Below are 23151 nucleotides of genomic sequence, written 5' to 3' on the forward strand. Positions count from 1 at the left end.
CGGGTCGGGGGTGTTCTGGAAGGTGATCGACCGTAGCCGGAGAAGGCCCCGTTCGGGACGGCCGCGCGCTCCCGGGGGAAGGTGTGGCATGCTTGTCGGTGAGCACGGGCTGTTGAAGTGATCGCTCGGCTTACTACAGAAAGCAATACAAAGTACATGACGCAAGGCAGTGTGAAGTGGTTCAACGGCGAAAAGGGCTTCGGGTTCATCGCGCAAGACGGTGGCGGTCCTGACGTTTTCGTTCACTACTCCGAGATTTCCGGCTCCGGATTCAAGTCCCTCGACGAGGGGCAGCGTGTCGAGTTCGAGGTCGGCCAGGGCCAGAAGGGCCCGCAGGCCCAGAGCGTGCGCGCCATCTAAGAGCTGACAAACCGGAAACCCGCGTCACGGCGCGGGTTTCTTGCTTTTCACGCATGGGCTGGCACTCGAGGTCATCCGAACTACTGTCGGGACGCGCGGAGAGAGCGGCCGGTTTGCGGTGCTGTCCGCATGGGGTTCGGCATCGGTAGGTGTTGTGCGTGATCGGTCACAGGTCGCCATCCGGTGCATGGATCGGGCGGTCGTCGCTTCATATGGAAACTGCGCTGTCGCCGTGGGCTTGTCGCAAAGGCAGTGAGCCGTCAGGGCGGGGCATACGCATTTGTGGTGCGCGCCCGGCCCGCTCGATCAGGCCGGCCGCGTGGCGGCGGCGATTTGGAAGGCGTTGTCTACGCGCCTGATGCGTGGCTCGTGCAGGCCCGCGGCTTCGAGCATGCCGACGAGTTCGGTGTCGGAGTGGAAGCGAGCTCGCTTGGCGACCGGCGGTGGCATGAGCGACCGTGGAGGATCGGGTGCGACGGTGTGCAGGACAAGGCGACCGTTCGGTTCGAGGACGCGATGCAGTTCGGACAGCATGGCGGGCGCGTCGACGAAGAAGAGGATGTTCATGGCGGTCGCGCTGCTGAAGCGCCTGTCCGGTAAGGGCAATGCTTCCGCGGCGGCTTCGATGACTTCGAGGCGGCCCTCGCGTACGGCGGTTTCGTTTCTCGATCTGGTGAGCGCGACCATATCGGCGCTGTGATCCACGGCGGTCACGCGACAGCCGGTTTCGAGCGCACGAGCGGCGAAGGTGCCACCGCCGCAGCCCACCTCGAGCAAGTGGTCGCTGTCGGAGAGGTGAAGCTCTGCCAACGTATCGCGGAAGATCTCATGGTGGGACTTCATGTCCCGCCACATCAACCGTGCCAGCGGTCCGCGAGGTCTGCGCAACAGGCGGTCGATGAACAGCTCGAAAAATGCCAAGGCGGTTTCCTGTCGTGATCGTCGAAAGGTGACTCAGCGATGAGAAGTCGGCTGAATCGGCATGTCTCCGAATATGCTTCGGCGCGCCACCGGGCGTGCGAGTACGTTGTGTGGATATCCCGGCGTGACGGCGGATGCACTGTCGAGGCGCTCGAGGTGGTGGTCGTCGAAGGTGAGGTTCAGTGCACCGAGATTGTCCTCGAGTTGCGCGCGAGTTCGGGCACCGAGCACAGGCGCGGTGACGCCTGGTTGATGCTGTAGCCAGGCGAGGGCCACCTGCGCCGGCGACCGGCCGAGTTGCCGGGCCACTTGGCATACGGTTTCGGCCACGGTCAGCGACCGTTCGTCGAGACCGTCGTTGGCGACGATCAGGTCTTTGCGAGTGGTTCCCACCACCGGCCGTCGCGCATCCGACGGCAGATCGGCCCTGGTGTACTTGCCGGCGAGCACGCCACCCGCCAATGGCGACCAGGCGACCACACCGAGCCCCAGTTCGCGGGCCATCGGCAGCATGTCGTGTTCGGTTGTGCGTTCGGTCAGGTTGTACTCCGATTGGACCGCTATGAGCGGCGTCCACCCCCGCAAGTCGGCAATTGTCTGCATGCGCGCGATCTGCCAGACGGGGGTGTTCGAGATGCCGACATACAGCACCTTGCCCGCGCGAACCAAATCGTCCATGCCGCGCAAGATCTCCTCGGGCGGTGTGAGGTTGTCCCACATGTGCAGGTAGAGCAGGTCGAGATAGTCGGTGCGCAGGCGGCGTAGGCTCGCCTCGACCGAGGCGACCATGTTCTTGCGATGGTTGCCGCCGGAATTCGGATCGGTGAGCCGCCGCAGCAGGGTGTACTTGGTAGACAGGACGAGCGCCTCGCGGTCGGCCGCGGCGAACTCACCGAGCCATTCCTCGGCGGTGCCGTTGGTGTAGTTGCCTGCCGTGTCGAGGAAGTTGCCGCCGCGTGTGACGTAGGCATCGAAGATGCGCCGAGCCTCGTTCTTGTCGGCCCCCCAACCCCAGTCGGTTCCGAAGGTCATGGTGCCCAAAGCCATCGGTGATACACGCAGGCCCGACCGTCCCAGTAGCTGGTAGCTATCGAGCGCATTGTTGAAAAACGTTGTCATTATCGTTTAGTGTAGGCCCGCTGAGTTTTCCGAGCAAGGGCTGGAGATGGCAACAATCGATACAGAAGTGCGGCGTTGCGCCGCAACGGTTCTCGGAATCGATGCGGGCGGGATCGACGCACGGCGCCCCTTGCAGGAACACGGGCTGGATTCCTTTCTCGCCGCCCGCTTGCACCTGCGTCTGGCCGAACGCACCGGGGTGCGCGTGCCCCTGGAAGCCTTCGTCGGAGCTACGCTCGACTCTCTGGTCGCCGAGATCGAAAAGCGCAAGAAATCCGCCGATTCGACGCATCGTGAGCCCGTCTCGCCGACGCCGCCCGGCGTGGTCTCCGAGATCGTCGTCGAAGAGGAACTGACTCCCATTCAAGCCTCCTACTGGGTGGGCCGCGAGGCCGGTATGCCGCTCGGTGGGGTGGCCACGTTCTACTACTTCGAATTCGACCGCGATCCGGAACGATTCGTGGCAGCCGACGCGCGGTCCGAAGTCAGCGCGCTGGAGACGGCGTGGAACACGGTGGTGGCACGCCACGACATGCTGCGGGCCATCGTGACCGACGACGGTCGTCAGCGGGTACTGCCGCCGGCGCGGCGCTACCGCATCGAGGTCACCGACCTGCGGGATCCCGCGGGCGATGCCGCCGCGACCTTGCTGCGGCTACGGCACGAGAAGTCGCATCAGGTGCGCGATACCGCGGCAGGACCGTTGTTCGACATCCACGCCGCGCTTCTGCCGTCCGGCGCGCTGCGGCTTTTCGTCGGATTCGACATCATCGTGCTGGATATGGCGAGCTGGATTCAGCTCATGCGCGAGTGGGGGGAGCTGGTCGCGGATCCGGACGCGGCACTGCCACCGCCGCCGACGTCGTTCCTGAGTATCGTGCGCGCCCGCCGCGGGGCAGAGGTGGGCCGCCGGGAACGGGATCGCGCCTACTGGCAGGAGCGGCTGGCCACTCTGCCGCCAGGGCCTCGGCTGCCCTATGCGGTCGCTCCCGAAACGATTCGCACCGCCCGATTCCGGCGTCACGAAGCGCGGCTCGCGCCGGAGCACTGGACGGCTCTCAGCTCTCGCGCCGCACAGCACGGACTCAGCCCTACCGCGGTGCTGCTCGCGGCTTTCGGACTCACTTTGTCGCGGTGGGGAGCCATCGACGCGTTCTGCCTCAATGCCACCCTGTTCGACCGTTCCGACGACGGCGGGGACAACGAGGGCGTCGTCGGGGATTTCAGCACCACCGCGCTGGTCGAGATGCCGAACCCGGGAGATCGGCTCGGGTTCGCCGACTACGCTCGCCGCGTCAACACGCGGTTCTGGGCCGACCTGGAACACCGCTCCTACAGCGGTGTCGAGGTGCAGCGCGAGCAGACCGCCGACCTCGCCCCGCGCTATCCGGTGGTGTTCACCAGCGGCGTCGGGCTCGGCCAGGCCGACGGCCCGGCCGCGGGCTGGTTGGGCGACGAGGTGTTCGGGGTGTCGCAGACACCGCAGGTGACACTCGATCACATCGTCTGGGACGAGGCGGGCGGTCTGCGGCTGGCGTGGGATGCCGTCGAGCAGGTTTTCCCGCCGGGGTTCGTGGACAGCATGCTCACCGCCCACGCTCGCCTGCTGCGGCGGCTGGCCGAGGACGACAATGCCTGGGACACCGCGGAACTGGGGTGGAACCCGTTCTTCGAGAGGGTGCAACCGCTCCCTGCCGGACTCGGCGCAGGACTGCTGTTGGACCTGCAGCGCCACCAGGTGGCCGAGCGGCCTGACGCCGCAGCGGTGCTGTCCACCACGGGATCACGCACGCACGGCGAGGTGTCCGCGCGGGCGCGCGAGGTCGCCGGCCGGCTGATCGCGGCCGGGGTCCGGCCGCACGACCGGGTGGCGGTCCTCGCCTCCAAGTCGGCAGAACAGATCGTCGCCGTCTACGGGGTGCTCTGGGCCGGAGCGACATTCGTGCCGATCGAGCCGGAATGGCCCGCCTCGCGCATCGCCTCGGTCTGTCGCCGCGCCGAAATCACCCACGCCCTCGCCGTCCCTGAGGTCGAGCTGCCCGAGAACGTCACCGCACACCCGCTCGACGCCCCGGCAGGCGCCGTCACCGTCGGCGAGCCGATCGCCACCGCGGACGACGATCTGGCCTATGTCATCTTCACCTCCGGATCGACCGGTGAACCCAAGGGGGTCGCCGTCGAGCACCGCGCCGCCCGCACCACGATCGACGACATCAACGATCGTTTCGGCATCGGCCCGGGCGACCGGGTGCTCGCGCTGTCGGCGCTGAGTTTCGATCTGTCCGTGTACGACATCTTCGGCGTGCTCGGCGCGGGCGGGGCGCTCGTCCTCCCGGACGCCGACCGGCTGCGCGATCCGGGCCACTGGTGCGAACTCGTCGCCACTCACCGGGTGACGGTGTGGAACACCGCACCCGCGCTCGCGGAGATGCTCATCGAATACGCCGAGGCCGATCCCGCGGCGGCCGCACGGTTGCGCTCGCTGCGCGTGCTGCTGCTGTCCGGTGACTGGATCCCGCTGTCGCTGCCTGACCGGCTGCGCGCGGTGATCGGCGAGCAGGTGCGTGTAATCAGTCTGGGCGGCGCGACCGAGGCCGCCATCTGGTCGATCTGCCATCCCGTCCAAGAGGTGCGGCCCGAGTGGACCAGCATCCCGTACGGCAGGGCGCTGCGCGAACAGTTCTTCCTCGTGCTCGACGAGGACGGCTTGCCCTGCCCGGTCGGCATGTCGGGTGAACTGCACATCGGAGGGGCCGGTCTGGCACGCGGGTATGTCGGTGACGACGAGCAGACTGCCCGGCGCTTCATCCGGCACGACCGGCTGGGGGAGCGGCTGTACCGAACCGGTGACCTGGGCAAGTGGCGGCCCGACGGAACCATCGAGTTCCTCGGCCGCGTCGACCGGCAGGTCAAGGTCCGCGGCCACCGCATCGAGCTCGGGGAGATCGAGGCCGTACTCGACCGGCATCCGGCTGTGCGCCGGTGTGTGGCGGCGGCGGTGCCGGGGGCGGACGACCGGCCGCAGCTCGTAATCTACGTGGTGGCGGGAGACACACCGGTGGAGACCGCGGAACTCGCCGGGCATGCGGCACGTCATCTGCCGCAGTACATGGTGCCGTCTCGGTGGGTGCTGTTGGAAGATTTACCGTTGACATCCAACGGCAAGGTCGACCATTCTCGGTTGCCGAACCCGTTCCGTCGCGAGGGAGCCGGGACGGAGACCACCGCACCAGCCGAATACACCCCGGCGGTCGGTGCAGTTCCGGCCGGGAACGGACGACCGGTTCCCGGCCGAATCACCCCCATGGCCGATCTTGCGGCCGTCGACAGCACGGCAGGCCGAGCCGCCCCATCAGGCGATCTCGCCGATACGCCGGTTCTGGCGGAAGAACAGGCGAGCACACCGGCCGACGACTGGCTGCTGCACGCCGCACGGCAGGCCGAGGCGCTGGGACTGGCGCTGACCCTACGCGCGCAACCACTCGACGGCGTCGCGGTGAGTAACGCCGGCGAGTGGGTCGGTCGTCTGCATACCGCGGCCACGGCCCGCGGACTCATCGCCGAGGCGCACTACGGCGACGCGGCCGAGCTCGTCCTCACCGCTGCGACGCCGACCGCCCCGGCTACCCGCGCACGGATCGAATCCGCGGTCGCCCAGGTCTTCACCGACCTGCTCGGCCCCGATATCGCGGCAACCACCCCGTTCAACGATCTCGGCGCGACCTCCCTGACCCTGGTCCGTGCCCATCGCAAGCTGCGGCATCTGACCCCGGCGCTCACCGTCCCAGACATCTTCCGGCTCGGCACCGTCCGGCGGTTGGCGGACTGGATCGTCGACCACACCGACCTGGAGACCACCACCCGCGAATCCGGCGCCGTGTCGATCGATCTCACCGACGCCGTAGCGCGCGGCCACCGTCGCCGCGCCCACCGAACGAAAGCGAGGCTCGCGGATGTCGTTCGCTGACACCGTGTTCCGGCTGCGCACCGCCTCGGGCCGCGCGGCCGACCGAAGACAGCGGTTCATCGCCCGTACCGCACACCGTCCGGACACACCCACCGAGATGCGGGTGCGCATCGGCAGGCACACCCTCGTGGTCGACGAACCCGTGGCCGCGGGCGGCGGCGACGCAGGTCCCGACCCGATCGGGATGGCCTTGGCCGCGCTGGGCACCTGTCAGGCGGTCACATACCGCTTCCATGCGGCACGGCTGGGAATCGCTATCCATTCGCTGTCGGTGGACGTCGACGCCGACGTGGACCTCGGGCCGGTCTTCGGGCTCGCCGAGCCGGTGCAGCCGGGTCGTATCCGGGTCCGGGCCCGGGTGGGCGGCCCGGCTGAAGCGGCCCGGTATCGCGAGCTGCACCAGCTCGTGGAGGCGTCCTGTCCGGTGCTGGCCATGATGCGCGGCGACCTGGCGGTGGACTCGGAATTGGAGATCGAATCGTGAACGACGACAATGCCGTCGCCATCGTCGGGATGGCCTGTAGATTCCCGGGCGCACCGGACCTGGCCGCCTACTGGGACCTGATCGCCTCGGGCCGGGAAGGACTGACCCGGTTCGACCACGCGGAGCTCGCCGCGAGAGGCGTACCCGCCGAACTGCGCGGGCACCGCAACTATGTACCGGTCGGGGCGGTCATCGACGGACAGGACCGATTCGACCCGGAGCATTTCGGCATCGTCGCGCACGATGCCGCCCTGATGGATCCGCAGCTGCGGCTGCTGCTGGAATGCGCATGGGACGCCCTCGGCGACGCCGGGTATCGCGGTGGCGCCGGGTTGGACGCGGTCGGCGTATTCGCCGGGGCCTCGCGCAGCGACTATCTGGAGCACAACCTCGTCGCTTACCGCCACGGCGCGCAACGGGATCCGCTCGGTCGGCTGCAGGCGGAAACGGGCACGCTCACCGACTACTTCCCGCAGCAGATCGCCTACCGGCTCGACCTCACCGGCCCTGCGGTAGCGGTGCAGGCCGCATGCGCGACCTCGCTGGTCGCGGTGCACCTGGCCGCGCAGGCCCTCCTGTCGGAGGAGTGCGACGCGGCGCTCGCAGGCGGTGCGTCGCTGATCGTCCCGCAGGGACGCGGCTACCTGCACGTGCCCGACGCGATCTTCTCCGCGGATGGACATACCCGGTCGTTCGGGGCTGACGCCACCGGTATGGTGCACAGCCAGGGCGTGGGCATGGTGGTACTGCGACGGCTCGCGGACGCGCTGGCCGACGGCGACCCGATCTACGCGGTGCTGCGCGGCAGTGCGCTGAACCACGACGGTGGCGGTAAGGCCGGTTTCACCGCCCCGTCGGCGGCAGGGCACGCACGCGCGATCAGCGAGGCGCTCGCCGTGGCCGATATCGGGATCGACGCCGTCGACCTGATCGAGGCACACGGCACGGCGACCGCCCTCGGTGACCAGATCGAACTGTCGGCGCTGGCCGCGGTGTTCGCCGACCGCGCGGCGCCGGAGCCGATCGCATTGGGCTCGGTGAAGAGCAATATCGGCCACACCAACAGCGCGGCCGGAATCGCGTCGCTGATCAAAACCGCACTCGCGCTGTGGCATCGCCGCATTCCGGCAACCCTGCACGCGCGTCCCGGTCATCCCGATCTGGAACGCCATCGCGGGTTGTTCGACGCCGTCGAGCGCACCCGGGAGTGGCCGGAGCGCGACGGCACCCGGATCGCCGGGGTGAGCTCGATCGGCATCGGCGGCACCAACTGCCACGTACTGCTCGAACAGGCGCCCTCGCACGGTGAGTCGAGCGACCCCGATCCCGACCCGCGCGCACAGTTGCTGTTGATATCGGCCGCCGCGGAATCCGGATGCCGAGACCAACTCGCGCAGGCCGCGACCGCCGTGACGGCCGACGATCGGGCCGACTACGCCTACACCGTCTCGAGCGGCCGACATTCGGACTCCGGATGGCGTGCCGCCGCACTGATGACCGATCAGGACCCGGGCCCGCGCCCGATCACCCTCACACAGGTACCGCCCAGGCGAGCGGATATCGTCTTCGCCTTTCCGGGCGCGGGTGCACAGTATTCGGGGATGGGTGCCGGGCTCTACCGCGACGAGCCGGTGTTCACCGCCTGTATCGACGAATGCGCCGAAGCGCTGAAGCCCCTGCTGGACTACGACATCCGCGAGATCGTCACCGGCCGCGCCCCGCGCGATGACGTCGACGACGTGCGCTACGGCCAGCCTGCGTTGTTCGCGGTGTCGCTCGCCACCGCGAGGACTCTGCGCGGCTACGGCATCGAGCCCGACGGTGTCATCGGCCACAGCCTCGGTGAGTACGCGGCGGCGGTGGTCGCGGGAGCACTGAGCCTGCCCGACGCCGCGCGCCTGGTGGCAGTCCGATCGTCGGCGCTGGCAGATGCCGCGCCTGGCGCGATGCTGGCGGTCCCACTCGCCGAGGAAGACGTGCGTGCGGCGCTGGCGCGCTACCCGGCGATAGCGTTGGCAGCGGTCAACGGCCCGGATGCCTGTGTGGTCTCCGGACCGGCCACGGCTGTCGAGGAGTTCGCGGCCGCCCTCGGTCGAGCCGGAATCAGCACGAGCAGGCTGCACGTCGCCGCGGCCCTGCACTCGCCTGCCGTCGCGGCGGCGGTCCCGCCGCTGCGCGCCGCGGCGGCGAGTGTGGCATTCGCACCGTCCGGCCTGCCGCTCTACAGCACTCTCACCGGCCGCAGGGCCCGATCCCTGGACGCCGAGCACTGGGCGCGACACCTGCGTGAACCGGTACTTTTCGCCTCCGCCCTGCAGACCGCGACGGCGGCGGCCCCGACCACCCTCGTCCAGGTAGGACCGGGCAGTACCCTCGCCACCTTCGCGCGCCGCAACGCACCCGACGGCCTCACCGCCGCGCTGAGCACCCTGCCCGACGCCGAGGAACGGACGGAGGGCGGCACCGCCGACCGTGCCGCACTTCTCACCGCGGTCGGCCACCTCTGGTGCGGCGGCGCGGATATCGACGTGGCGGCCCTGCACCGCCGTCGCCGGCGCGTCCGGCTGCCCGCCCACCCCTTCCAGCGCCGCCGGATCTGGATCGATCCGCCTGCCGTCAGCGAAATGTCACCGGCCGAACCGGACCGCGTCGTATCCGATCCTGCTCCGGAGACGAACGGGGTCGCGGCTGTCCTCGGACCAGAGGAGCGAACCGAGCTCGTATCGGTGGTGAGCGCACCGAACGAGTCCCCGGCGGCGGTCCTCGAGCCGGTCGTGTCATTCACCGCACCCGCGCTGTCCAACGGCGCTCCCGTTGCTGCGCCGAACGCAATGACGAAACGTCCCGAACTTTCGCGGATCACCATTCCGGAAGAGGAAACGATCGCCGTGCTCTGGGCGGAGACGCTGGGCGAGAAGGTCGACGACGCCGAGGCCGACTTCTTCGCACTCGGCGGAACCTCCATGCTGGCGACGCGCATGCTGGACATCCTCAACGAGCGCGAGAGCACCGATATCCGTATGCGAGAGCTGCTCTCGCACTCGACCGTGGCCGCCTTTGCCACGCTGCTGCGAGATCGCCGCCCGGCGCCGCCCTCCGCCAGCGTCGATTCGCCCGTCTCTCCCGCCACCGATATCGAACCTGTGCGTCGGGACGAGATACCGGTCGTCGAGGTGGATCCTGTTATTTTCCCGCTGACCCGGCTACAGCACGCGTATTGGGTGGGCCGATCGGGCGCATTCGGGCTGAGCGACGTGTCCTGTCACATCTATCTCGAATACGACTGCGACAAACTGGATCTGGAGCGCTACGAGCAGGCGTGGAACCTGGCGATCCGGCGGCACGAGATGCTGCGTGCCGTCATCACCGAGGACGGACGCAACCAGATCCTCCCCGAGGTGCCGGAGTTCCGGATTCGTCGCCACGACCTCACCGCCTCCGCAGGCCAGGCGCGCGAGGACACCCTCACCGAGCTGCGGCGGCGGCTGTCTCATCGGGTGCACCGCCCCGACCGCTGGCCGCTGTTCGATGTGCGTGCCGCGGTACTCGACGACACCACCACCCGTCTGTTCATCGGAATCGACGCCCTCATCTGTGACGCCGGGAGTTTCCTGGTCCTCGACCGCGACCTGCGTCTGCTCTACACCGACACAACGGCCGTATTGCCGCCGCTGCCGACCCGGTTCGCCGACTATGTGGCATACACCGAGTCCCGCTCGGACTCCGCGGCTCGGCGGCGGGCGATCGACTATTGGCACAGCCGGATGGAGGACCTGGCCGGTCCGCCCAACCTGCCTACACGCACCCGTACCCAGGCCCAGCCGTGGTTCGGCCGCCGCGATGCCCGGCTCGCACCCGAGGAATGGCAGCAGCTGCGGCGGCTGGCCGCCGATCACGGTGTCACACCCTCGGCGGTCCTGCTCACCGCGTACTCGGACGTGCTCGCCGCCTGGTCCGGCGACGATCGGTTCACGCTGTCGCTGACCCTGGTCGACCGGCCGGTGGCACTGCCCGGCATCGACTCCGCGGTCGGCGATTTCACCACGCTGCTCGCCCATGAGGTTGACCGCACCGGCGGAGGTACCTTCGCTGACCGGGCGGCGCAGACTCAACGGCGACTCTTCGACGATATCGACCACCGCGAGTACTCCGCGCTGGATCTGCTCGCCGAACTGTCCACCCGTAGCGGGCAGCGCAGGCTGCTGCCGGTGGTGTTCACCAGTGCGCTCGATGTCGCCCAACTGGTCGGCGGTGCCCCGGACCTGGAATGGGCGGGCCCGATCGTGCACGGGGTGAGCCAGACCCCGCAGGTGTGGCTGGACCACCAGGCATTCGTTCACGCCGGTGGTCTGCAACTGCAGTGGGATGTCCTCGAGACCGTCCTCGATTCCGCAGCCGCGGATACGGCGTTCGCCTCCTATGTGGAGTGGCTACGCCGCCTCGCCGCTACCCCGGAGGCGTGGACCGCCTTGGACGCCGCGATGAGCCGGGCGGATGGGGACGAGGACGTGACCGAGGCCGTGGCTGCCATTTGGACCCAGGTGCTCAACCTCGACGCCGGTGTCGTCCGAACCGACTCCACATTCGTGGGCCTGGGTGGCGACTCGGTGTTGGCGGTGCGCATGGCCACCATGGTGCGCCAGCGACTCGGCGTCGCTGTGCCCGTGGCGGAACTGGTAGGGGACCTATCGTTCGCCGACCTCATCACGCTCATCGATGAACGCCGCACCGGTGCCGCGGTAACCGCTGTCGAACTGGCGCGCCAAGCCGACCCCACCGCACCGTTCCCGCTCACCCCGCTGCAACAGGCGTATTGGGTGGGACAGCAGCACGGGTACGCGCTCAGCTACGACTCAGCGCACAACTATGTCGACTTCCGGCTCACGGGCATCGACCCCACGGTCCTCGACACCGTGCTGCGGCGGCAGGTGGAACGCCAGCCCATGCTGCGGGCGATCTTTTTGCCGGACGGCACCCAGCAGGTGCTGCGCGCCGACGACCCCCGATTGGCCGTCCTCCCCATCACCCATCTCGACCTGCGGAGGGCCGACGCCGGTGAGATCGATCGGCGGCTGGCCGCCATTCGCGCCGAACTACAGCGCACCGGCCCCCGAATGGATCCGTGGCCGTTCACCATCACCGCCGCCCGGCTGCCGGGCGACGAAGTGAGCCTGCATATCGTGTGCAGCCTGCTCGTGGCCGACGGATGGTCCGTCCAGCTGATGTTCACCGAGCTGTTCACCTACCTCGACGACCCGAATACCGTGCTGCCGGCGCTCACCGCCCACTTCGGCGACTACGTGGAGACCATCTCCCGCCAGCGTGACGAAGCCGAATGGCAGGCACAGCGCGCCTGGTGGTGGGAACGGATCGACGATCTGCCGCCCGCCCCGGCGCTGCCCTTGGCGATACCGTTCGACCAAGTGCGCCCCGATACTCTGGAGCGCCGGGAATTCCGGGTGACCGGTGCGAGCATGGCGGTCCTACGCGATCGCTGCGCCGAGTACAACATCACCCCGACCGCCGCGTTCGCCACCTGCTGGGCATTGGCGCTGGCCCGCCTGGCCGGGCACCGCCGGTTCCTGCTGAATGTGCTGTATCTCAACCGGTTGCACCTTCCCCGCGATCTCGATCACGCCATCGGCCCCTACGCGGGCACGGTGCTGCTCGATATCGCCCTGCCCGCCCGGCCGACATTCCTGACCGCCGCACGGCATGTGCAGGAGGCCACCGCCACCATGCTCGACCACGGACAGGTCACCGGCGTGGAGGTGGTGCGGGAACTGGCCCGGCGCCGGCGCGACACCACCCCCCAGGCCCCGGTGGTCTTCCACAGCACCCTCGGGCTGCATCCGCCGGGCGGCACCCCCGACACGGTGGGGGTACGCGACTTCTACCAGCGCGTGCGCACCCCGCAAGTGGCCCTGGACATGCAGGTGTTCCAGTGGGACTGGGACGACTCGGTGGCCGTGAACCTGGACGCCGTCGCGGAACTGTTCCCACCGGGCGTGCTCGACACCCTGTTCGCGGAGGTGTGCGATAACGTCACCGCGCTGGTGGACCGGCCCGAGACCTGGACGGCGACGGTCGAGTTGCCCGATACCGAGAAGCCCGCGCCCACGGCCGGTGCGCCGAGCCCCGCCGCGGTGAGCGGCCCACCCGCCACCGCCACCGAGCACGCCATCGCCGAACTGTGGAAGCGGATGGTGGATGCCCCGCTCGATATCGACCGGGGTACCGACTTCTTCACCGCCGGGGGAGATTCCGTACTCGCCATCAGGATGCTCAACCGCCTGCGCGGTGACCTCGGCCTGGTGGTGACGCCACGGGAGTTCCTCGCCGACCCAACCCTGGCCGCGGTCGCCACCGCCGCGCGGCACGAGGCACCGGAACAGTCGCTTCCACGCGACTGCCTGGTCCCGCTGCGCGACGGCACCGGCCGACCACTGTTCCTGATCCACCCGACCGGTGGCGACGTACTCTGTTACGTCGATCTGGCCCGGACGCTCGATACCCGCGCACCGATCATCGGCATCCAGGACCCGGAACTGGTCGGCGCGCCCGGTCCGGAGACGATCGCCGATCTGGCACGGGTGTACGAGGGGGTGGTGCGCGCTCACCAGCCCGCCGGTCCCTACCGGATCGGCGGCTGGTCGATGGGCGGGATCATCGCGCACGAAGTGGCCCGGCGGCTGCGCGCCGCCGGTGAGACCGTGGAGGCGCTGGTCCTGCTCGACTCGAATATCGCCGACCGCATTCACCATGTCGACGGGCAAGGGTTCTGGACGCGCTACCTCGGATCGCTGGCGGCGTTCCTCGAACTGGAAATCGACACCGACATATTCGGACCCGACTTCGACCGGGCACCCGATGACCTGCAGCGCGCCGAGGTCCGGCGCCGACTCGCGGACGCGGGCCTCGTCGAACGCGGCGCTCCCGCTGATCAACGGCTCAAGGAGGACGTCTTCCGGCGTCATCTGCGCGCGCTCGGCGCACATCGAACCGGTGATCTCGACGGTGGGGTGCGGGAGATGCTGTTGGTGCGGGCCGAGCTGCCTGCGCCGCACAATTCCGGGGTCGGTATGGGAGTCGATGACTGCGGCGATCTCTCGGACCTCGGATGGGCCGCGCACACCGACGTCGTGATCGATTCCCGGCCCGTCGCCGCGCATCACTATGCCCTGCTGCGACCGCCTGCGGTCGGCACAGTCGCTCATCTTGTGTCGGAACTGCTTGCCGGTCTCGAGGATTCGGAGAGGCTGTGAGCGACGACTACGCCGCCGCAGCGGAGTTCTACGACCTCATGGCCACGCCGTATGTGGCCGGTGTGGAACCGGTGCTGACGAAGCTGCTCGCCGGGGTGGACACCATCGCCGGACCGGTCGCCGATATCGGGGCGGGCACCGGACTGTCGACCATGCTGGTCGCCGACGCCCTGCCCGACGCGCGGATCGTGGCGGTGGAACCGGCCGCCGCCATGCGCGCGGTACTGCTGTCGAGACTGGCGGCCCGCAAGGACCTGCGCGAGCGAATCACCGTACTGCCCAACGGGTTTCTCGATACCCGACTGCCCGCGCCGTGTGCCGCGGTGGTCGCTCTCGGGGTGATCGGGCACTTCGACGCCGCCACCCGCCCGCGGGTGTGGGCGGCCATCGCGGACGCACTGGTCCCGGGCGGCGACGCCGTGGTGGAAGTGCAGCGTCCCGGTCGCGTCGAACCCTCAGCGGAACGGCGCTACACCAGCGCCCGCGCCGGTGACCTGCGTTACGAGGGCTGGAGCCGCGCCGACCCCGTTGACGCGGACTCCCTGATATGGCGGATGACCTACCGCACCTACCAGGGCGACCGGCTGGTGCAGGAGGTACGCACCGAACACCATGTCTGGCCGGCCGACGCCGACCGGCTCACGGCCGAGGCCCGCGCAACCGGGCTCCGGCCGGCCGACGCCGACCCGGCGACCGGGCTGCTGCGCTTCACCCGCTGACGGTGCGCCGCACCCCCAAGTGCGGCGACGCCTTGTACGAACCATGTCCGGTCCACCCGACCCGCTATGAAGGACAACGCAATGACCGACGACGCCACCACCGCGGTACTCGCCGCGGTCGGTGAACTGCTGCCGACGCTGAGCAAACGTGCCCCGGACACCGAACTGGCTCGGCGGATCCCGGTGGAGTCTCTCACCGAACTCACCGCCACGGGGTTCTTCGGCCTGCTGCGCCCGCGGCGCTACGGTGGATACGAGGCGCACCCCGTCGTCTTCTACACGGCGGTGGCCGAACTGGCCTCGGCGTGCGGCTCCACCGGATGGGTCGCCTCCGTGCTCGGCGTATCACCCTGGAATGTCGCACTGTTCGACAGCCACGCCCAGGACGAAGTGTGGGGTACCGACACCGACACCTTCATCTGCTCCTCGTACGCCATGACCGGCACCGCCGTTCCCGTCGATGGTGGCTATCGGCTCAGCGGCGCCTGGGGATTCGCCTCCGGCTGCGACCACGCCCGCTGGGCACTACTGGGCGCGAAGGTCGTCGTCGACGGCGAACCGGTCGATTCGTGCACCTTCCTGGTGCCCGCCGACGACTACACCGTCACCGACGTGTGGCAGGCGATCGGCCTGCGCGGCACCGGAAGCAACGATATTCATGTCGAGGATGTGTTCGTGCCCGCGCACCGGGTGCTCGGCGCCGACGCGGTGACCGCCTGCCGCACACCAGGGCAGCAGGTCAACGATGGCGCGCTGTACCGAATTCCGTTCGGCTGCCTGCACACCAGCGCCATTACCGCGGCCATCGTCGGCATGGCGCGCGGCGGCTACCGCGCACACCTCGAACAGCAACGCGACCGCGTGCGCGCCGCCCTTCCCGGCGACGCCCGCAAAGACACCGGCTACACCGGCGACGTGTTCCGCCACGATCCGGCCACATTGGAGCGGATCGCCGTGGCCGCCACCGAGATCGATGCCGCGTGGCGGCAGCTCACACACAATATCGACGAACTGTACGTGCTGGCGGAGGCCGGAAAACCCATCGGACCGCGCGACCGGTTGCGGCTGCGTCGCGACCAGGTCCGCGGCACCGAGCGCGCCGTGGCCGCCATGGACCGGCTGTTCGAGAACTCCGGCGGTCGTGCCTTGCGGCCGGACAGTGCAGTTCAGCGTTTCTGGCGTGATGTGCACGGCGGACGAGCGCACGCGGCCAACGACCCGGAACGCGTGTACCGGATGTTCGCCGCGGCCGAACTCGTCGCGGTATCGGAGGCGCGCAACCCGTGACCGATCAGCTGGTCTCCATGCTCGACCGGCACCCGTGGGTGGACTCGGCACGACGGGACGGGCACCGCGACGTCATCGTCGTACGGCCCGCCGCCGCGGCCGTCACGGTGCGGCCCGTTCCCGGGGAACTGCTCACCGAATATCTCGAGCACTGGCGACACGTGTACGAGTACGTGTACTCGTCGGACGAATTGCGCCACGGCGATGATCTCGACCTGTCCGGTTGGCGTGCCTCCGATACCGGTGCGGCGTTCCCCCGCGAGCACATGCTGGAGTGGATCGACCACGCTGTCGGCCTCGTGCGGCGCGGCCGTCCCGAAACCGTTCTCGAAGTCGGTTGCGGCAGTGGTCTTCTCGTCCATCGCCTGCGCTCGTCGACACGTGGCTACCTCGGGCTCGATCCGGCCGAACCCGTAGTGGAAAGGTTGCGCGCACGCCGGCTTCCGAGAGTGGCGGTACTGCGGGCCGCCGCACACGAACTCGCCGGCGACCAGGTAACGACGGCGCTGCACGCCCTCGAGCCGACCGGGCGACCGGACTGCGTGGTGCTCAACAGCGTGACGCAGTGCTTCCCGGACGAGCGCTATCTCACCGCCGTACTCGATGACGCACTCGACATGGTCGCCCCCGGCGGCACCGTCGTCGTCGGAGACATCCGCAACCTCGCCAACGCGCAGAATTTCGCTTTCTGGTTGGAACAGGCACGCATGCCGGGGCTGGACACCGACGATCTGGCGAGACGGGCGGCCGCTCGGCTGGAGACCGACGAAGAGCTCCTGTGTGATCCCCGGGTTTTCGCCCATATCGCGCGGCGGCATCCCCGCTCGGTGCGGGTCGCCTGCTACGCCAAGCCGATGCGGGCAGACACCGAGCTGACCCGCTACCGCTACGACGTGGTGCTGACCGTCGACGCGCCCGCACCCGGCCCGAGCAGCATCGTCGCGTGGCGTGATCTGCCCGCTCGCGGCACCACCGACCGGATTGCCGCGCTCGCCGAGACGGTACGCCGGGACGCGACCGTGGTCGCCGGCATCCCGAACGCGCTGTTCGATCGGGACACCACGGATGCCGTCACGCCCGCTGTGCTCGCGGCCGCACTGCCGCCGGAGTGCGCGGTCCTGCTCGACTCGGCAGATGGCCGGTTCCTCGCGGTCGGCCGCCCCGAACATCAGACGGGCCTGGAGGCCGTACGCGCCGACCCACCGCATGCCACCTGCAACGACCCGTTCACCCGCTACCTGCGCCGCCGGATGCCGGAGGTTCTGACCGACTACCTCGAACTGCTGTCCGCCACGGCACCCCCTCCCATCGTCGTCTCCGAGGAGTTCGCCGCCGTATGACCACCACACGACCGACCACCGACTACCTCGCCGACCTGCGAACGGCTTGCCGGGGCGCCGTCCTGGCACCGGGCGACCCGGGCTACGACCGGGCACGGCGGCGCTGGAATACGGCTGTCGACCAGCGTCCGGCGGCCGTCGTGCAGTGCGCCCGGATCCCCGATGTGCGGGCCGCCGTCACGACGGCGCGGCGGCACCGGCTGGCCGTGTCGGTGCGCGGCGGCGGACACGAAGTCGCGCGGCACGCGGCGGCCGACGGCTCTCTGCTTCTCGATCTGTCGGGACTGCGGACGATCACCATCGACCCGGTCGCCCGCCGCGCCACCGTCGGAGCGGGCGTCACCTGGGCCGAATTCGACCTTGCCTGTCACCGGCACGGTCTGGCCGTGACCGGAGCGGACGTGTCGACCGTCGGCGTGATCGGGTCCACACTGTGCGGCGGCAGCGGCTGGTTGCAGCGGATGGCTGGTTTCACCTGCGACAGTGTGCGTTCCGCGCAGGTTGTGCTGGCCGACGGCCGGCTGATACACGCCACCTCTGACCATCACCCCTACCTGCTGTGGGCACTGCGCGGCGGCGGCGGCAATTTCGGCATCGTCGTGGCCCTGGAGTTCGAGTTGCATCCCATCGGCTCTTTGCACGCGGGCACACTGCTGTTCCGGCTCGAGGAGGGGCGCAGAGTCTTCCGCGAGTTCCGTGAGCTCTGTGCCGAGTCCCCGGACGAGTTGGCCTTGCGTGCCACCCTGCTGCACTGGCCCCCCACCGCCCCCGAGGGGCCGCCGATGGCGGCGATCACCGTCGCCTACTTCGGGCCCGACGACCGGGCCCGAACGGAACTGGCGAGGCTGAAGCGCCTGGGCGAACCGGAGCTCGACCTCATCCGGCCGTTGGAATACCCGCAGCTGCAACGCAATACCGAGCAGGCATTTCACGAAGGCCACGGCACCGCCACCGGCACCGAATGGCTGCGCGCGTTCGACGACGACGCCATCGACGCACTCATCGACCTCGCCGGGCGGATGCCCACCCCGTATTCGCTCATCTCGGTCCATCAACTCGGCGGCGCGCTGCGGCGCGTGCCGGTGGATGCGACCGCGTTCGGCTACCACGACGCCGCCTACCATGCCGTCATGTTCTCCGGCGGGCCCGCCGGAACCGACCTGGATCCTGCACGCCGGTGGATCGCCGAGGTCGTGGCCGCGCTCCAGGGTTGTTCCGCGGGCGGTCCCTATGTCGGCATCCTCGATGACACCGCGTCCGCGGATCGGGTGCGCCGCGCCTACCATCCCGATTCCTACCCGCGGCTGCAACGGCTCAAAGCCACCTATGATCCCGACAATCTGTTCCGCTGCAATCACAACATCCCGCCGCTGGACGGTGCGCGATGACCGCCGACGAGGCGCTCGATATCGCCGCACGCGCCTCGGCCGCCGTCGCGGATTTCGGCGCGCGGCAGTGTCTGTCCGCGCGTGACGACCTCGATCTGTTCGGGTTGCGGGCCATGGCCGCTGCGCTGCGACCGGCTTTGTCCGGTGGCGCGGCGCGTACCGAGGACGATCTCGCCTCCGCGCTCGCGGTAGCGCCGCGGCATCGCTGGCTGCTGCGGCGCTGGCTCGGCCTGCTCACCGCGCACGGATCGCTGAAATGCGATGACCAGTACGGATTCTCGTGGCTAGGGGAGTGTGCCGTACCGGTCCGCGCCGATCTCGACCAGGTCTGCGCCGATCTCGGGTTCTCCGCACAGCTCGCGCGGTTCTTCACGGCGGCCAACCGGCAAGCCCTCGAGTTGCTACAGGACAAGGTGCTGGCTCAGGAACTGCTGTTCCCGGACGGGGACCTGCTCACCGCCGAGGCCGCATACCGAGACAATCCCGTGAACCGGTACCTGAACGCCGCCGCCGGTGGGATCGTCACCCGCGCGGTGGACGCGCTGGCCATCGACCGCCACCCGGTGCGCGTCCTGGAACTGGGCGCGGGCGTCGGCGGCACCACCGCCGACCTGCTGCCGATGCTCGACGGTATGCCCGTCGAATATCACTTCACCGATGTGTCGTCGTTCTTCCTCGACGCTGCCCGAACCCGCTTCTCGCATTACCCCTGGCTGCGATTCGACCTGATCGACCTCAATGCCGAGCTGCCGCCGCCACAGTCGGTGGACATCATCCTGGCCGCGAATGTGCTGCACAACGCCCACCACTGCGGCGTGGCGCTGCGACAGCTGCGCGATCTGCTGCGCCCGGGCGGCCAGCTCGTCGTCATCGAGTCGTGTCGCGAACACTTCCAGTTGCTGACCTCCATGCACTTCTTGATGTCCCCCCGCCCCGGCGGCGTCCGGCCCGGCAACGACGATGTACGTGCGGGGACCGACCGCATCTTCTTGACAGAGTCCCAATGGCGAGCCGAACTCATCGCGGCCGATCTGTCACCCTGGCTGGTGCTTCCCGGTCCCGAGCAACCCTTGGCCGCGCACGGGCAACGCATCTTCGCCGCCCGGACATCCCGGTGACCCGAGGAGCCTCGCCATGCACCCAACTGTTGGCCGTCGATACAACGCCACCGACCATTACGAGGTGGGCCGGGAAAAGATCCGCGACTTCGCCCGCGCCGTACAGGATTTCCATCCCACCCACTGGGACGACGGCGCGGCCCGCGAGCTCGGCCACTCCGGTTTGCTCGCCCCGGTCACCTTCGCCTCCGCGGTCGGCTCTCTCACGCAACGGGCGCTCATGCGCGCCGCACTCAACGGCTACGATCCGGCGCACCTGCTCCATGTAGAACAGGACATCCACTGCCATCGCCCGGTAATCGCCGGCGCCAGACTGACACACGAGATCACTGTGGACTCCCGCCGCCCCACGCCGGGCGGCGACCTGATCGCTGTCACCATGGCCATTCGCGATCAGACCGGTGCCACGGTGCAGACCGTGCATACTACTCTCGCCGGCCGCAACCACGACACCTCGCCGACTGTGGAAGCGCTCGCCATGCTGGACCTGCTCGAACGGCTCCCAGCGCCATCACCTGCTGCGCTTCCACAGGCGATCGCCGACCCACCCGCGACCCAGCCCGACCGGCACACCGCCGTACCGAAGCTGACGGCGGGACAGCGCTTCCCGCCCCGCACGGTCAGACTCTCCCGGGGCGAACTCGTTCACTACGCCGGCGTCTCCGGCGACATCAACCCCATCCACTGGCACGACGCCGCCGCCCGGCACGCCGGCCTGGACGCCGTCGCCGCCCACGGAATGCTGACGATGGGACTCGGCGCGGCCTGCTTGACCCAATGGATCGGCACCCCGACCAGCGTCATCAACTACTACGTACAGTTCGCCAGCCCGGTTCTCATCACCGCCCATCGCCCCGTCGAGATCACATTCGACGGCGCGGTCCGATCCGTTGATCCGGCCGCCCGACGGGCCGCGATATCGCTCACCGCCCACAGCGCCGACACCTCCATCTTCGGCGTCGCCTCGGCGACCGTACACGCTGATACGCGCTGATCAACTGGATCTGACGGCCACGCGGTACCCGGCGCCCGCACCGACCCTACCGAGAACTCTTCGCTATCGCTGACCCCCTGTTCGAGTCGCGTGTAGTAGCCGACACTGACCCCAGCGAGGGGTGCCTGCTCTGCACTCCTACTGGCAGCACGTTGGCGGCAGCGAGTTCGTGGCCGATCGACGGCTTGCAGCCGCAAACCCCTTGCCCTGCACCTGAACGCGACAACAAACGACTCAACTCACGGACAGTGTCGCTCATAGCGCAGTGAACGGCCCTGTCCGAGCTGCTACCGTCCGGCTCACATGTTGAGAGGCGGCTGGATTCGATCCCGGTAGGCCGTCGGTGAACAAACCACGGCAGGTACTGCTACATGCGGCGGAAGTATTCACTTGCGAAGTCGGTCAGCCGCTGTGCCGCGGCGGAGAAATAGGTGTCCGCGCGCCACACGAGGGTCAGGACGCGGTAGCAGTCCGGTACGTCCAGGCGCATCCAGGAGCCCGGAAGATAAGCGCTGGTGCTCAGTGAATACGCAGGCACCAGCCCAACGCCGAGGCCCGCGCTGATCAAGTAGCCGGTAGCTCCGGGCTCATCGCTCTCGCAGACGTACACCGGGCGCAGTCCGGCCGCCGCGAACATCTGATCGGTCAGCTCGCGTGGCCAGTAGCCGGGGCGGGTGGTGACGAACGGTTCGCCCGCGAGTTCTTCGGGTCGCACGCATTCCCGTCCGGCGAGCCGATGTCCCGGCGGTACCCCGAGCAGTGCTTCCTCCCGCAACAGTTCTCGCGTCCGCAAGTTCGGTCCCGACAGCGGCTGGGAAGCGATACAGAGGTCGACCTCGCCTGTGTGCAGTTGTCTCGCCATGGTCGCGGCATCGGACTGGTGGAGTCGGATATCGACGCCCGGGCGTTCGGCGCGGAACTCGGTGACCATCCCGGTCACCGTGAGCAGGGTTTCCGCGGCGATTGCGATGCTGCCGTGGTCGAAGCCGGTGGCATCGCCGAGTTCGCGGCGGGCGTCGTCGAGTTCGCGCAGCGCCCGGTCGACGCGGCGGAGAAACGCGGCGCCGAATCGGTTGAGTCGCAGCCCGCGCCCCACCCGATCGAACAGCGGCACACCGAGTTCGTCCTCCAGGCGGGCAATCGCGCGGCTGAGCGAGGGCTGCGCGATGCGAAGCTCGGCGGCCACCTGACTGAGGTGCTCGCGGCGGGCCACCGCCTGGAAGTAGCGGAGCTGCAACAGATCCATTTCATAGCCTGAGCGTTATGAATACTTGCGAATTCTGGTCTTGGACAGCATAGAACGCAATCGGTGAAGCTGTGGACATGCCCGACCCGCCCGGAACGGGCAGCGCAGTCGAGACGTGGGCGGATGGTCCGCCCACTCGGATTCGAGGAGTTTCATGCACAACAACATTCGCACCAAGGCCGCGTTCATGACGTTCGTCGCCGCGCCGCTCATCGCCGTCGCGGTCGGCGGCTGCGGCGCGAACACAAGCGAGACCGAAGCCCGGGCGGATGATCAGGTCGAGGTCCTCGAACTCGGGGTCGAGAACGATCAGTACGCCAGTCTCGATCTCGGCCAGCCGGGGGTGAGCGTGGGCGACATGGACGTATACTCCGGCAACGCGATACAGGACGGACGCACAGTCGGACGCGGGGGCGGCTCGTGCCAGACCCTTCATGTCGATGGCGAGAACATCACCATGCAGTGCTCGATCACCATGGAACTCGCGCAAGGCTCGGTAACCATGCGGTCCCTCTGGGTGAGAGGCGCGAGTCCGCTCGACATGGCCATCACGGGCGGGACGGGCGTGTACCGCGAAGCGCGAGGCACGGTCCGCTTCTGGGACATCGGCACCCCGAACGAACGAGCACGTGCCGAGATCATCCGTTGATTCGTGGACGGTTGCGCGACGTCGCGGCCCTCCCACCGCTTCGCCGCAACGCCCAGAGCGGCCTCATCCGCAGCTGGACCCGCGAACCAGCCCCTAAAGATCACAGTGAATACCGTTGCCTCCGGCCTAATTGCGGTCGAACGCCACGGAGACCCGCCGCCTGTTGACAGCGCTCGTACTCACCCCGGCCCAAGCTGCCACCCATATCTGGTCGTGGTCGCGCGGGCGGCGACGCCGCCAGCATCAAGCCCGCCTCGGCCACTACGAACGTCGAGGACACCCGCTCACATGATC

Annotated in this window: 14 protein-coding genes; 11 read left to right on the forward strand and 3 right to left on the reverse strand. The window is 68.7% G+C overall.

Features of this window, described 5'->3' with window-relative positions; translation table 11 throughout:
* The first annotated feature begins 156 nt into the window (after window positions 1-156).
* The gene (locus ACFU5M_RS05715) at window positions 157-360 is read left to right on the forward strand and encodes a cold-shock protein (RefSeq protein WP_063053901.1); all 204 of its coding nucleotides are present in this window, start codon (window positions 157-159) and stop codon (window positions 358-360) included.
* Between the two features lie 306 nt (window positions 361-666).
* Here the strand turns inward: ACFU5M_RS05715 and ACFU5M_RS05720 are convergent, their stop codons facing one another.
* Both ACFU5M_RS05720 and ACFU5M_RS05725 read right to left on the reverse strand, forming a co-directional pair.
* The gene (locus ACFU5M_RS05720; protein WP_379044285.1) at window positions 667-1281 is read right to left on the reverse strand and encodes a class I SAM-dependent methyltransferase; all 615 of its coding nucleotides are present in this window, start codon (window positions 1279-1281) and stop codon (window positions 667-669) included.
* Window positions 1282-1314: 33 nt separating this feature from the next.
* On the reverse strand, window positions 1315-2400 hold the full coding sequence (locus tag ACFU5M_RS05725; RefSeq protein WP_379044288.1) for an aldo/keto reductase: 1086 nt from the start codon (window positions 2398-2400) through the stop codon (window positions 1315-1317).
* A 46-nt stretch (window positions 2401-2446) separates the two neighbouring features.
* Here ACFU5M_RS05725 and ACFU5M_RS05730 point away from each other — a divergent pair, with 46 nt between their 5' ends.
* From ACFU5M_RS05730 to ACFU5M_RS05770, 9 genes are all read left to right on the forward strand, one after another.
* The gene (locus ACFU5M_RS05730) at window positions 2447-6367 is read left to right on the forward strand and encodes an amino acid adenylation domain-containing protein (RefSeq protein WP_379044291.1); all 3921 of its coding nucleotides are present in this window, start codon (window positions 2447-2449) and stop codon (window positions 6365-6367) included.
* Window positions 6354-6851 (forward strand): OsmC family protein, encoded by a 498-nt coding sequence (locus ACFU5M_RS05735; RefSeq protein WP_379044294.1) that lies wholly within the window; start codon window positions 6354-6356, stop codon window positions 6849-6851. The genes ACFU5M_RS05730 and ACFU5M_RS05735 overlap by 14 nt, the downstream gene beginning before the upstream one ends.
* Window positions 6848-14116, forward strand: coding sequence for an acyltransferase domain-containing protein (locus ACFU5M_RS05740; RefSeq protein ID WP_379044297.1), 7269 nt, complete (start codon window positions 6848-6850; stop codon window positions 14114-14116). The genes ACFU5M_RS05735 and ACFU5M_RS05740 overlap by 4 nt, the downstream gene beginning before the upstream one ends.
* Window positions 14113-14835, forward strand: coding sequence for a class I SAM-dependent methyltransferase (locus ACFU5M_RS05745; protein WP_379044300.1), 723 nt, complete (start codon window positions 14113-14115; stop codon window positions 14833-14835). Before ACFU5M_RS05740 ends, ACFU5M_RS05745 begins: the two co-directional genes overlap by 4 nt.
* A gap of 81 nt (window positions 14836-14916) precedes the next feature.
* Window positions 14917-16122 (forward strand): 3-hydroxy-9,10-secoandrosta-1,3,5(10)-triene-9,17-dione monooxygenase oxygenase subunit, encoded by a 1206-nt coding sequence (gene hsaA, locus ACFU5M_RS05750; protein ID WP_379044303.1) that lies wholly within the window; start codon window positions 14917-14919, stop codon window positions 16120-16122.
* Window positions 16119-17462: a class I SAM-dependent methyltransferase gene (locus ACFU5M_RS05755; RefSeq protein WP_379044306.1), complete on the forward strand. Its 1344-nt coding sequence runs from the start codon at window positions 16119-16121 to the stop codon at window positions 17460-17462. The genes hsaA and ACFU5M_RS05755 overlap by 4 nt, the downstream gene beginning before the upstream one ends.
* Complete coding sequence (locus ACFU5M_RS05760) at window positions 17459-18850, forward strand: FAD-binding oxidoreductase (RefSeq protein ID WP_379044309.1); 1392 nt, start codon at window positions 17459-17461, stop codon at window positions 18848-18850. Before ACFU5M_RS05755 ends, ACFU5M_RS05760 begins: the two co-directional genes overlap by 4 nt.
* Complete coding sequence (locus ACFU5M_RS05765) at window positions 18847-19968, forward strand: class I SAM-dependent methyltransferase (RefSeq protein ID WP_379044312.1); 1122 nt, start codon at window positions 18847-18849, stop codon at window positions 19966-19968. The genes ACFU5M_RS05760 and ACFU5M_RS05765 overlap by 4 nt, the downstream gene beginning before the upstream one ends.
* 16 nt (window positions 19969-19984) lie before the next feature.
* The gene (locus ACFU5M_RS05770; protein ID WP_379044316.1) at window positions 19985-20962 is read left to right on the forward strand and encodes a fused (3R)-hydroxyacyl-ACP dehydratase subunits HadA/HadB; all 978 of its coding nucleotides are present in this window, start codon (window positions 19985-19987) and stop codon (window positions 20960-20962) included.
* 367 nt (window positions 20963-21329) lie between these two features.
* Here the strand turns inward: ACFU5M_RS05770 and ACFU5M_RS05775 are convergent, their stop codons facing one another.
* Window positions 21330-22208, reverse strand: a complete 879-nt coding sequence (locus ACFU5M_RS05775; protein WP_195099640.1) for a LysR family transcriptional regulator — start codon at window positions 22206-22208, stop codon at window positions 21330-21332.
* Between the two features lie 187 nt (window positions 22209-22395).
* On the opposite strand from ACFU5M_RS05775, the gene ACFU5M_RS05780 reads away from it, so the two are divergent.
* Complete coding sequence (locus ACFU5M_RS05780; RefSeq protein ID WP_228826160.1) at window positions 22396-22857, forward strand: hypothetical protein; 462 nt, start codon at window positions 22396-22398, stop codon at window positions 22855-22857.
* The last annotated feature ends 294 nt before the right edge of the window (window positions 22858-23151 follow it).

The organism is Nocardia sp. NPDC057455 (genome assembly GCF_042802775.1).
Lineage (GTDB): Bacteria > Actinomycetota > Actinomycetes > Mycobacteriales > Mycobacteriaceae > Nocardia.

What these genes read in the sequence shown, in the direction of transcription:
- ACFU5M_RS05725 (WP_379044288.1), bottom strand. Translation starts at nt 2,400, where the DNA reads ATGACAACGTTTTTCAACAATGCGCTCGATAGCTACCAGCTACTGGGA.
- ACFU5M_RS05760 (WP_379044309.1), top strand. Translation starts at nt 17,459, where the DNA reads ATGACCACCACACGACCGACCACCGACTACCTCGCCGACCTGCGAACG.
- ACFU5M_RS05780 (WP_228826160.1), top strand. Translation starts at nt 22,396, where the DNA reads ATGACGTTCGTCGCCGCGCCGCTCATCGCCGTCGCGGTCGGCGGCTGC.
- hsaA (WP_379044303.1), top strand. Translation starts at nt 14,917, where the DNA reads ATGACCGACGACGCCACCACCGCGGTACTCGCCGCGGTCGGTGAACTG.
- ACFU5M_RS05775 (WP_195099640.1), bottom strand. Translation starts at nt 22,208, where the DNA reads ATGGATCTGTTGCAGCTCCGCTACTTCCAGGCGGTGGCCCGCCGCGAG.
- ACFU5M_RS05730 (WP_379044291.1), top strand. Translation starts at nt 2,447, where the DNA reads ATGGCAACAATCGATACAGAAGTGCGGCGTTGCGCCGCAACGGTTCTC.
- ACFU5M_RS05715 (WP_063053901.1), top strand. Translation starts at nt 157, where the DNA reads ATGACGCAAGGCAGTGTGAAGTGGTTCAACGGCGAAAAGGGCTTCGGG.
- ACFU5M_RS05765 (WP_379044312.1), top strand. Translation starts at nt 18,847, where the DNA reads ATGACCGCCGACGAGGCGCTCGATATCGCCGCACGCGCCTCGGCCGCC.
- ACFU5M_RS05770 (WP_379044316.1), top strand. Translation starts at nt 19,985, where the DNA reads ATGCACCCAACTGTTGGCCGTCGATACAACGCCACCGACCATTACGAG.
- ACFU5M_RS05735 (WP_379044294.1), top strand. Translation starts at nt 6,354, where the DNA reads ATGTCGTTCGCTGACACCGTGTTCCGGCTGCGCACCGCCTCGGGCCGC.